Genomic DNA, 12,236 nt, shown 5'->3' with positions numbered 1-12,236 from the left:
GGCAAATGAAAAGACAACCTTTAATGGGTTGTCTTTTTTTTATAGATAAGAAAGTATATAATTCTGTCCCGCCACAGTCCTTAATAATTGAGTGTATTTTATGGAGGGGTGGGTGTAGTTTAGTAGCTGGCGAGTAAAATGGGGTTATTGACGAGTAAAGTGTGGAGTTTGACGAGTAAAATTGATAATAGACGAGTAAATCATATATTTGACGAGTAAATCATCGAAAGTGACGAGTAAGAAAGGAAATCATATAAAAAAGGCAATTTTAAAGGTACTTCGAGAGGTGGTCTACACATAACTTGAAAGGAAGATACTTGAGCCAGGCTAAACGCTTGGTTTTTTGTTTAGTAAAAAAGGCAGTGATTCTGACAAGATAGTCTTTTGAAAGGAAGAAACCAGTCAAAATTCGAGGATAGTGTTGTCACCAAAAAACTAAAAACGTCCTCAATTCACCTCAACTACACAAAACTCAAATAATAACACCAACCAAAAACATCACCCTCCCCACCCAAACTATCTAAGTTCTAAACCTCCAATCATGAAATTTTTTAAACAATTCAAGGTTTCGCAACCGCGAGATTTGGGGAAAATCATTAGTAGGGAATCGTTGCATCTACATAAAATTTTCAGTATAATCAAAGTCAAAGATAGTCAAAGTCAGAAAGATAGGGGGTGGGAAGATGAGAAACATCTCCGATATCATTGAAAAATACTTAAAGCAAGTCCTTGAAATGAGTGAGGAAGATCTTGTAGAAATTAAACGCAGTGAAATCGCTGATAAATTTCAATGTGTTCCATCACAAATTAATTACGTTATAAACACCCGTTTTACCATAGAAAGAGGCTATATTGTTGAAAGCAAGCGAGGTGGGGGCGGATACATCAGAATTGTGAAGGTTCAATCCCATGATTTGGCTCATTTAATTGAACAACTGCTCTCACTTATTCAAATGCACATTAGCCAAACAAGTGCAGAGGATGTCATTTTACGACTGGTTCAGGAAGAGATTATTACGAATAGGGAAGCTAAAATAATGTTAAGTGTAATCGATCGTTCAGTATTATATATTGATCTTCCATACCGAGATGAATTGCGTGCGAGAATGCTAAAAGCTATGTTAACATCATTAAAATATAAATAATTATTGCTGCTGGAGAGGTGAAAAGATGATTTGCCAAGAATGTAATCAAAGGCCTGCAGCACTTCATTTTACAAAAATCATAAATGGTGAAAAAACAGAAGTGCATCTTTGTGAAAAATGTGCTCAGGAAAAGGGCGAAATGTTTATGATTGGTGGAGAAACAGGATTTGCATTTAATAACTTATTAGCCGGCCTGCTCAATATTGATTCTTATCAAAAACCCAATCAAAGCCCTTTCCATCAAGAAGAAATCCTTCAATGTGAACACTGCTCCATGACATTTCCTCAGTTTTTAAAAGTTGGACGCTTTGGATGTACGCACTGCTATGAAACATTTAAAGAACAACTAAAACCTGTATTACGACGGTTGCATAGTGGCAACTGGACACATAATGGGAAAATTCCTAAACGAATAGGCGGCAGTATCTTTCTCCGTAAGCAAATTGATGAACTAAAACATGATTTACGGAATGCTATCTCCCACGAAGAATTTGAGAAAGCGGCGGATATTCGTGATGAAATTCGCACATTAGAGAAACAATTAACTGAAAGCGAAGAGGGAGGGGAATAACGTGTCGCTTGAACGTTTTCTTAATCAGGCAGTTAGTTCCTGGATGAGTGAAGAGGGACCTGATTCGGATATAGTCCTTAGTTCACGGATTCGCTTAGCCCGAAACTTTGACGCCTATAAATTTCCAACACTTTTTTCACATGAAGAGGCAAAAAAGATTATAGAAAATATGGGACAAATTTTTCAAAGGTCTGATTTGCAAAGGTTCGGCCAGATGGAACTATTGAAAATTGACAGCATGCAGCCTCTACAAAAAAGAGTACTAGTAGAAAAGCACTTAATTAGTCCGCATCTTGCTGAGGACTCACCATATGGTGCCGTTCTTTTAACCGAAAATGAAGAAGTTAGTATAATGATAAATGAAGAGGATCATATCCGAATTCAATGCTTGTTTCCAGGTTTGCAATTATCAGAAGCATTAGATGCTGCAAATGAAATAGACGATTGGCTAGAAAGTAGTATTCAATATGCGTTTGATGAACAGTATGGTTATTTAACAAGCTGTCCTACCAATGTCGGAACAGGCCTCCGGGCATCGGTGATGATGCATTTACCGGGGTTAATCCTTACACAGCAAATGAATCGAATTATCCCAGCAATCAACCAATTAGGGTTGGTTGTACGAGGAATTTATGGTGAGGGAAGTGAAGCTCTAGGAAATATTTTTCAAATCTCTAATCAAATTACTCTTGGAAAATCAGAAGTAGATATCTGCCGTGACCTAAAAGGGGTTGTAAGCCAACTCATTACACAAGAAAGGTCAGCGAGGGAAGCATTACGGAAAACTTCGAACATACAATTAGAAGACAGAGTCTTCCGCTCGTTGGGAGTTCTAACGAATAGCCGTATTATTGAAACGAAGGAAGCAGCAAGGTGTTTATCTGATGTACGGCTTGGGATAGATATGGGCCTTATTGATAACATGCCTAAAACCATATTAAATGAATTAATGATTTTAACACAGCCAGGTTTTCTCCAGCAATATGCCGGAGGTCCTTTAAGACCTCATGAAAGAGATATTAGAAGAGCAGCTTTAATTAGAGAACGACTTAAAATGGAACAGCACAAATAGGTGAGGAGGAAGAGAATATGATGTTCGGCCGTTTTACTGAAAGAGCACAAAAGGTTCTTGCATTAGCACAAGAGGAAGCAATTCGCCTTGGACACAACAATATTGGAACAGAGCATATTTTGTTAGGTTTAGTTCGAGAAGGTGAAGGAATTGCTGCAAAAGCACTTTATGGTCTTGGATTAGGTTCTGATAAAATTCAGAAAGAAGTAGAAAATTTAATTGGCAAAGGACAAGAAGCTTCTCAAACGATTCACTATACGCCAAGAGCTAAAAAGGTTATCGAATTATCGATGGATGAGGCACGTAAGCTAGGACATTCCTATGTAGGAACAGAGCATATCCTTCTAGGGTTAATTCGTGAAGGAGAAGGAGTAGCTGCTCGAGTACTTAATAACTTGGGTGTAAGCTTAAATAAAGCACGTCAGCAGGTTCTTCAATTATTAGGAAGTAATGAATCTGGAGGACATCAGGGTGGTGCATCTGCTAGTGCTAATACACCAACACTCGATAGTCTTGCTCGAGATCTAACCTCCATTGCCCGTGAAGGCAGCCTGGATCCTGTTATAGGCCGCAGTAAAGAAATTCAGCGTGTCATTGAAGTTCTAAGCCGCCGGACCAAGAACAATCCAGTATTAATTGGTGAACCAGGTGTGGGTAAAACAGCGATTGCTGAAGGTCTTGCCCAGCAAATTGTAAACAATGAGGTACCTGAAATTCTCCGAGATAAGCGTGTAATGACACTAGACATGGGAACAGTTGTTGCTGGAACCAAATACCGTGGAGAATTTGAAGATCGTTTGAAAAAAGTCATGGATGAAATCCGCCAAGCGGGAAATATCATCTTGTTTATTGATGAACTCCACACATTAATTGGGGCAGGAGGCGCAGAAGGTGCGATTGATGCATCCAATATCTTAAAGCCATCGCTTGCACGTGGTGAACTTCAGTGTATCGGAGCTACCACGCTCGATGAATATCGAAAGTACATTGAAAAAGATGCTGCACTAGAACGCCGATTCCAGCCGATTCGTGTGGATGAGCCAACAGCTGAAGAGTCTGTTCAAATTTTACAAGGCTTGCGTGACCGATATGAGGCTCACCACCGTGTATCGATTACGGATGAAGCGATTGAAGCAGCGGTTAAGCTTTCTGACCGTTATATTTCCGACCGATTCCTGCCTGATAAGGCAATTGACTTAATCGATGAAGCTGGTTCGAAGGTACGACTTCGCTCCTATACGACACCTCCAAATTTAAAAGAATTAGAGGTCAAGCTCGAGGAAGTTCGCAAGGAAAAAGATGCGGCAGTACAAAGCCAGGAGTTTGAAAAGGCTGCGTCACTAAGAGATACAGAGCAGCGTCTTCGCGAACAGTTAGAAGAAACGAAGAAGACCTGGAAGGAAAAGCAAGGAAAAGAAAACAATGAAGTAACAGTAGAGGATATTGCAACGGTGGTTTCAAGCTGGACGGGAGTACCTGTCTCTAAGCTTGCAGAAACAGAAACGGCTAAGTTACTTAATTTAGAGGAATTACTGCATTCCCGAGTCATTGGCCAGGAAGAAGCAGTTATTGCTGTTTCAAAAGCGGTACGTCGTGCAAGAGCCGGATTAAAAGATCCAAAACGCCCTATTGGTTCCTTTGTTTTCCTTGGACCTACTGGAGTGGGTAAAACAGAATTGGCACGTGCCCTTGCTGAGGCGATGTTTGGTGACGAGGATGCGATGATCCGGATTGATATGTCCGAATATATGGAGAAGCACTCTACCTCTAGACTGGTAGGTTCACCTCCAGGATATGTCGGCTATGAGGAAGGCGGTCAATTAACTGAAAAGGTCCGCCGGAAACCATACTCTGTTATCCTACTTGATGAGATCGAAAAGGCACATCCAGATGTGTTTAATATTCTCCTTCAAGTCCTTGAAGATGGCCGTTTAACAGATTCAAAAGGAAGAACAGTGGATTTCAGAAATACAGTCCTCATTATGACATCTAACGTTGGTGCGGAAGCCCTGAAGCGGAATAAATATGTCGGCTTTAATATTCAGGATGGCCAGCAGGATTACAAAGACATGAAGGGTAAAGTAATGGAAGAACTAAAGAAGGCCTTCCGTCCTGAGTTCTTGAACCGGATTGATGAAATCATTGTATTCCATGCGTTAGAGAAGAAGCATTTAGATGAAATCGTTACATTGCTATCTGATCAATTAATTAAGCGTCTAAATGAACAAAATATTTCGTTAGAATTAACAGCTGCCGCTAGAGGGAAAATTTCTCAAGAAGGGTATGACCCTGAATATGGAGCGAGACCGTTACGGAGAGCGATTCAAAAGCATATTGAAGACCGCCTTTCTGAGGAGCTGTTAAAAGGCACCTTATTAACAGGTCAGCATGCTATAATTGATGTAGTTGATGGTGAGTTCGTTGTAAGAATGGCTGAAAAAACTAGTTTAGTAAAATAGATCATCTCCATCACTGAATAATTTAGTTTGATATGATCAAGCAGAGGTACACGTGAATAAAGTCAAACCGTGTACCTCTTTTTTCATTTTTGGGATTTATGGAAAGGTAGAAGAAAAACGATGGCAAAACGAAAAACAAAGTTTATGTGTCAGGAGTGCGGATATGAATCTCCCAAATGGATGGGAAAATGTCCAGGCTGCGGACAATGGAATTCGATGGTTGAAGAGGTTGAAGTAACGGGTACAACAAGAAGAGGAGCGTTTGCCCATTCGTCAAGCGGTTCGAATATCTTAACCAAACCAATGCCAATTACATCTATAGAGATGGAAAATGAACCGAGAATATTAACCGACTTAAATGAACTGAATCGTGTACTTGGCGGTGGAGTGGTTAAGGGGTCATTGGTTTTAATAGGAGGAGACCCGGGAATCGGGAAATCGACTCTCTTGCTACAAGTATCTTCACAGTTAGCTAATAAAGGGAATCAGGTATTATACATATCTGGTGAGGAGTCATTACGGCAGACAAAGCTCCGTGCGGAACGATTAGGCATTGCATCGGGAAACTTACTTGTATACTCAGAGACTAATCTTGATGAAATTAACCGCACCATTGAAAGTACAAATCCTAGCTTTGTTATTATTGACTCCATCCAAACCATTTTCCATCCAGATGTGACTTCAGCACCAGGTAGTGTATCACAGGTTCGTGAATGTACGTCTGAATTAATGAGAATTGGCAAAACCAAAGGGATTGCTATTTTTATCGTGGGACATGTCACAAAGGAAGGTTCCATTGCGGGGCCTAGACTGTTAGAGCACATGGTGGATACTGTTCTTTATTTTGAAGGGGAAAGACATCACACCTATCGGATTTTAAGGGCTGTGAAGAATCGATTTGGCTCAACCAATGAAATGGGTATCTTTGAAATGAAGGAATTTGGCCTCGATGAAGTAGAAAATCCATCGGAAATTTTCTTAGAAGAACGTTCCCGTGGAGCAGCAGGTTCGACCGTAGTAGCCTCGATGGAAGGAACACGGCCGGTGCTAGTTGAAATACAAGCGTTAATTTCACCAACAAGCTTTGGAAACCCGCGAAGAATGGCAACGGGAATTGACCATAACCGGGTACCACTGTTAATGGCGGTATTAGAAAAGAGAGTGGGGATGCTATTGCAGAACCAGGATGCCTATTTAAAAGTTGCGGGGGGCGTCAAATTAGATGAACCTGCGATCGATTTAGCCGTTGCGGTTAGTATTGCTTCCAGTTTTAGAGATAAGCCGACAAGACCGACTGACTGTATTATTGGCGAGGTCGGGCTAACGGGTGAAGTAAGAAGGGTTTCAAGAATTGAGCAACGGGTTCAAGAAGCCGCAAAATTAGGTTTTGAGCGGGTAATTTTACCTGCAAACAATTTAGGAGGCTGGAAGGCACCAGAGGGAGTCCAACTAATAGGGGTATCTTCCGTTAGTGAGGCACTCAAAGCAGCGTTGGGAGGGTAGTAGATGGAAAATAAAAAGCTTGGTGAACAATCAATAAATGAGGTGTTACAGTTTATAGCACCAGGGACACCTATTCGCGAGGGAATTGATAATGTTCTAAGAGCAAATACGGGTGGGCTGATTGTCATAGGATACAATGAGAAGGTGAAAAGTATTGTCGATGGCGGATTTGAGATTAATTGTCCCTTTTCACCAAGCTTTTTATATGAATTAGCAAAAATGGATGGTGCTATTATTTTAAATGAATTAGGAAATAGAATTCTTTTTGCTAATGCCCAACTTGCTCCTAATTCGGAAATATCCTCTACCGAAACAGGCATGCGGCACCGTACGGCTGAACGGGTAGCTAGACAAACGAAATCACTTGTCATTGCCATTTCACAAAGAAGAAATGTGATTACTCTATACCAAGGAAATTTCCGCTATTCGTTAAAAGACATCTCCGTCATCTTAACAAAAGCGAATCAAGCGATTCAGACACTAGAAAAGTACAAAGTAGTGCTGGAGCAGAGTATAACAAACTTAAGTATTCTTGAATTTGAGGAGTCGGTTACATATAACGATTTCTTGCTTGTCCTTCACCGGTTTGAAATGGTATTAAAGATAAAAAATGAACTATTATCCTTTCTGCATGAATTAGGAACAGAAGGACGGCTCATTCGTTTGCAAATGAATGAAATTTTAATGGAATTAGAAGAAGAAACACTCTTGATTATTAAAGATTATGCATTTGAACGGGATGTTAAGGCACGTGAGGTTTTGCAGCGAATGCAGGCAATGACTGCCAGTGGGAATATCGAGGATACGGTTTTATTAAAATTAATGGGCTACCTTGGTTATGTTCACCTGGATGAAAATAAGAAACCACGTGGCTATCGCATCCTACATAAAATTCCGAGACTGCCTTCCATCATCATTGAAAACTTGATCAGCAGCTTTGGGGAGCTATCAAAAATTATGTTCGCAACAGTAGAAGAGCTAGATGAAGTGGAAGGGATTGGGGAAGTGCGGGCCAAAAAGATCAAAGAAGGGTTTAAATTAGTCAAAGATCGCTTATATACCGATCGCCATCTATAAGGATAAATAGATAATGATAAGTAATTTCCAATTGTTTGACAATGGATTTTCCCAGTGCTAACCTATGGGAGTAATTATTATTCCTTTGCTCATAACAAATATATTTCAAACGATTTACATTTTGGAAAAATAATCATCAAATTAACGTTTCAATTTTAAGAATATGTTTATAATGAATTAGAGGAGGTGAAGGAATGTTAAAACGTATTGTGCAGGCATGCTTCCTCATTATGGGAGGTACGCTCGGAATTTTATTATTACCGGAATTGTTCAGACTACTTCATTTAAATGACATTCCAGTGATTAATAACTCTTATGTTACTGCTATTTTAGGGGCTATTATTTTTTATCTTATTACCTTTTGGGCAGTAGATTACGTCTTTAATTTTATTAAATGGGCGGAAGATTCGTTAGTGAAAATTCCTGTAACGGATGTCCTTTTTGGTAGTTTGGGCCTTATTTTTGGGTTATTTGTTGCTTTTTTAGTTGGCTTTGCTCTAAATGCTGTTCAAGTGCCAATCTTAAATGCAGTTGCTCCTATTTTTTTAACCTTATTGTTTGGCTATCTTGGATTCCAAGTAGGCTTTAAGAAACGGGATGAGTTATTAGGACTGTTTGGAAACCGCGGTCAAAAGAAAAAAGCGAGCGATGAAGAAGCAGAAAAGGCAGCTGGCAAGGCATTAAAAATCTTAGATACAAGTGTCATTATTGATGGCCGGGTAGCTGATATTTGCCAGACTGGATTTTTAGAAGGGACCATTGTCATACCTCAGTTCGTTCTCGAGGAATTACAGCATATTGCTGATTCTTCCGATGTTCTTAAACGAAACCGTGGTAGAAGAGGCTTGGATATTTTAAACCGGATTCAAAAAGAACTCGCCATTAAAGTTGAAATATACGAGGGAGATTTTGAAGAAATAAGTGAAGTAGACTCAAAACTAGTGAAACTAGCTAAATTAACAAATGGTATTCTCGTTACAAATGATTTTAATCTTAATAAAGTGTGTGAATTACAGAACGTTACTGTTCTAAATATCAACGATTTAGCAAACGCGGTGAAGCCGGTTGTTCTTCCAGGTGAAGAGTTGACAGTTCAGGTGATCAAGGACGGTAAGGAATATCACCAGGGCGTTGCTTATTTAGATGATGGAACGATGATTGTAGTCGAAGAAGGAAGAGAATATATCGGTAAGAGAATCGAAGTTCTCGTAACAAGTGTGCTTCAAACCTCTGCCGGCCGTATGATCTTCGCCAAACCGAAATTGTTAGAAAAGGCACTTTAAAAGACGGCTGTGTTAAAGAACAAAGTTTATTTCTTACACTGTTGATTGGAGTGGAAGGCACGAAGACTCCTGTGGGAGTATGGTTCAGGGGAGACCCCGCAGGCGCAAGCGCCGAGGAGGCTCGCCGAAACACCCACGGAAAGCGAAGTGCCTGGAGCGGAAATCAACAGACAAGTTTAACAAAGCCTAAAAGAAAAAGCATAAATAGAGTGGGGTTTTTTTATGACTTACCAAGTCATTATCCCGGCTGCAGGTCAGGGAAAAAGAATGGGAGCGGGGAAAAATAAGCTTTTATTAGAGCTTAATGGAGTACCAGTACTCATCCATACCTTAAAGGTATTTGAAGAGGATGAAGCTTGTACGGGGATGATTTTAGCTATTCACCCCCATGATGAAATGGAATTTAAAGAATTACTAAATAAGTATAACGTAACGAAGGTAATCAACTTGGTGCCAGGTGGAGAGGAACGTCAGCATAGCATTTATAATGCCCTCCAAACGGTCAAAAACGATGGAACTATTCTTGTTCATGATGCTGCACGTCCCTTTATTCAAAAAGGACAAATCCACCGTTTAACTGAAAAGGCGCACGAAACAGGTGCTGCGATTATTGGAGTACCAGCTAAAGACACCATGAAAAAGGTACAAGATGGCGTCGTAGTGGAAACCGTCGAACGTTCAAGCTTGTGGGCTGTACAAACCCCACAAGCTTTTCGTATTTCGTTATTGCAGGAGGCATACGAAAAAGCAAAAATAGATGCCTTTGTTGGAACAGATGATGCGAGTTTAGTTGAACGATTACATCAACCGGTTGCCATGGTAGAAGGTGATTACGACAATATTAAACTAACTACACCAGAGGATTTATACTTCGCTGAGGCGATAATGAAAAAGAGAGAAAAGGAGTTTTGTTAAATGTTTCGAATTGGCCAGGGATTTGATGTCCACCAATTAACAGAAGGACGCCCGCTAATCATAGGGGGAATTACCATTCCATATGAAAAAGGCCTTTTAGGTCATTCAGATGCAGATGTATTATTACATACTGTTTCCGATGCCTGCCTTGGTGCAATTGGGGAAGGGGATATTGGTAAGCACTTTCCTGATACGGATCCCAATTTCAAGGATGCTGACTCTGCCAAGCTGATGGCACATGTTTGGAAGCTAGTAAAAGACAAAGGGTACGAGCTTGTGAATGCAGATTGCACAATTATCGCACAGAAACCAAAAATGGCTCCTTATATTGAGCAAATGCGTGAACGGATTGCCGAATTGTTAGAAGCCACACCAGAACAAATTAATGTAAAGGCAACGACAACAGAAAAACTAGGCTTCACCGGCAGAGGAGAGGGAATCGCCTCACAAGCGGTAGTATTATTAAAGAAGGTAAATGAATAGTCTTTATTGAAATCCTATACAGTGATAAAATAGTCAATTGAAACTATATTATTTGAGCACGGAGGCCATGTACAAATGTCAAACGAAGTTCGTGTAAGATATGCTCCAAGTCCTACTGGACATTTACATATTGGAAATGCCCGTACCGCATTATTCAATTATTTGTTTGCACGTAGCAAGCAAGGGAAATTTATTATCCGAATTGAAGATACGGATAAAAAGCGGAATATAGAGGGTGGAGAAGAAAGTCAGCTTAAATATTTAAAATGGCTTGGCATGGATTGGGATGAAAGTGTCGATGTAGGTGGAGAATACGGCCCTTATCGTCAATCCGAAAGAAATGATATTTATGAAACCTATTACAAGCAATTACTAGAGAATGGTCATGCGTATAAATGTTATTGTACAGAAGAAGAGCTGGAGGCAGAGCGTGAGGCCCAAACAGAAAAGGGAGAAACGCCTCATTATTCCGGTAAGTGCCGCCATTTGACTCCAGAGGACCGTGAACGTTTAGAAAGTGAAGGTCGCAAGCCTAGCATACGTATTGCTGTTCCTGAAGGAAAAACCTACACCTTTGACGATATGGTAAAAGGTCCTGTTTCCTTTGAATCAGAGGGAATGGGTGATTGGGTTATCATTAAAAAGGATGGCACTCCAACCTATAACTTTGCGGTGACTATCGACGATTACCTCATGAAGATTTCACACGTACTACGTGGGGACGATCATATTTCTAATACGCCAAAACAGTTAATGGTATATGAGGCACTAGGCTGGGAGCCACCGGTCTTTGGACACATGACATTAATTGTGAATGAAAGCCGTAAAAAGCTAAGCAAACGTGATGAATCCATCATTCAGTTCATTGAGCAATATGAGGAATTAGGGTATCTTCCAGAAGCACTATTTAACTTTATCACTTTACTTGGCTGGTCTCCGGCTGGGGAAGAAGAGTTATATTCTAAAGAAGAGTTTATTGAAATATTTGATGCGGATCGACTTTCTAAGTCACCAGCATTATTTGATAAGCAAAAACTTACTTGGATGAACAATCAATACATGAAAAAAGTGGAGTTAGACAGAGTAGTCGAACTATCCTTGCCGCACTTAATCAAAGCAGGTCGGATAAGTGAAAGTATGACTGATGAACAGCATGAATGGATAAGGGGACTAGTCGCACTTTTACAGGAAAAAATGAGCTTTGGTGCTGAGATTGTTGAACTTTCGGACATGTTCTTTAAAGACGAGGCTGAATACGAAGAAGATGCGAAGGAAATTCTAACAGGAGAAACAGTTCCTGAAGTATTAAAGGCATTTTCCGCTGAGCTGGATCAATTAGAAAGCTTTAAAGCCGACGGCATAAAGGCAGCGATGAAAGCTGTTCAAAAGTCTACAGGTCAAAAAGGAAAAAATCTATTTATGCCAATCCGTGCAGCTGTAACAGGCCAGACACATGGACCAGATCTTCCTCAAGCCATTGAGCTTTTAGGAAAACAAAAAGTCCAAATGAGAATTAATCAAATTATTGGTTAACATTGAGATAAAAATGTAATATAGTAAGTATAACTAATTTAATAATTTTAAAAGCGTAGAAGAGGAAAAGTAAAAAAATGATGCTTTAAAGAGAAAACCATCACCGGCTGAAAGTGGTTTAGGCCCCTCATTTTTTGAAGTGCCCCTCGGAGCCCCGTTTCGAAAGAGTTAACTCTAGTAGATATGGGCGGAACC

Annotated in this window: 10 protein-coding genes and 1 other annotated feature (1 of these 11 only partly in view); all 10 genes read left to right on the top strand. The window is 40.1% G+C overall.

Going from position 1 to position 12,236, the window contains the following annotated elements; translation table 11 throughout:
- Positions 1-683 precede the first annotated feature (683 nt).
- Positions 684-1,145: a CtsR family transcriptional regulator gene (locus ABES03_RS07115; RefSeq protein ID WP_430116376.1), complete on the top strand. Its 462-nt coding sequence runs from the start codon at positions 684-686 to the stop codon at positions 1,143-1,145.
- Positions 1,146-1,170: 25 nt separating this feature from the next.
- Positions 1,171-1,716 carry a UvrB/UvrC motif-containing protein gene (locus ABES03_RS07110; protein ID WP_430116374.1) on the top strand — a complete coding sequence of 182 codons (546 nt, stop codon included), beginning with the start codon at positions 1,171-1,173 and terminating at the stop codon, positions 1,714-1,716.
- A gap of 1 nt (position 1,717) precedes the next feature.
- A complete protein-coding gene (locus tag ABES03_RS07105) occupies positions 1,718-2,788 on the top strand; it encodes a protein arginine kinase (protein ID WP_430116373.1) in 1,071 nt (356 codons plus the stop codon).
- Between the two features lie 17 nt (positions 2,789-2,805).
- Positions 2,806-5,247, top strand: coding sequence for an ATP-dependent protease ATP-binding subunit ClpC (gene clpC / locus ABES03_RS07100; RefSeq protein ID WP_430116371.1), 2,442 nt, complete (start codon positions 2,806-2,808; stop codon positions 5,245-5,247).
- A gap of 120 nt (positions 5,248-5,367) precedes the next feature.
- Positions 5,368-6,750, top strand: a complete 1,383-nt coding sequence (radA, locus tag ABES03_RS07095; protein WP_430116369.1) for a DNA repair protein RadA — start codon at positions 5,368-5,370, stop codon at positions 6,748-6,750.
- 3 nt (positions 6,751-6,753) lie between these two features.
- Positions 6,754-7,827 carry a DNA integrity scanning diadenylate cyclase DisA gene (disA, locus tag ABES03_RS07090; protein WP_430116368.1) on the top strand — a complete coding sequence of 358 codons (1,074 nt, stop codon included), beginning with the start codon at positions 6,754-6,756 and terminating at the stop codon, positions 7,825-7,827.
- A gap of 194 nt (positions 7,828-8,021) precedes the next feature.
- On the top strand, positions 8,022-9,110 hold the full coding sequence (locus tag ABES03_RS07085) for a PIN/TRAM domain-containing protein (protein WP_430116366.1): 1,089 nt from the start codon (positions 8,022-8,024) through the stop codon (positions 9,108-9,110).
- Positions 9,111-9,332: 222 nt separating this feature from the next.
- A complete protein-coding gene (gene ispD / locus ABES03_RS07080; RefSeq protein WP_430116365.1) occupies positions 9,333-10,025 on the top strand; it encodes a 2-C-methyl-D-erythritol 4-phosphate cytidylyltransferase in 693 nt (230 codons plus the stop codon).
- Positions 10,026-10,508 carry a 2-C-methyl-D-erythritol 2,4-cyclodiphosphate synthase gene (gene ispF / locus ABES03_RS07075; protein WP_430116363.1) on the top strand — a complete coding sequence of 161 codons (483 nt, stop codon included), beginning with the start codon at positions 10,026-10,028 and terminating at the stop codon, positions 10,506-10,508.
- Positions 10,509-10,583: 75 nt separating this feature from the next.
- On the top strand, positions 10,584-12,041 hold the full coding sequence (gltX, locus tag ABES03_RS07070; protein ID WP_430116361.1) for a glutamate--tRNA ligase: 1,458 nt from the start codon (positions 10,584-10,586) through the stop codon (positions 12,039-12,041).
- Between the two features lie 47 nt (positions 12,042-12,088).
- Positions 12,089-12,236 (top strand) — a binding site (T-box leader) (it continues 121 nt past the right edge of the window).

This window comes from Neobacillus rhizosphaerae (assembly GCF_050477885.1).
GTDB lineage: Bacteria > Bacillota > Bacilli > Bacillales > Cytobacillaceae > Neobacillus > Neobacillus rhizosphaerae_A.
This window is presented reverse-complemented; position numbering and strand designations above follow the sequence as displayed.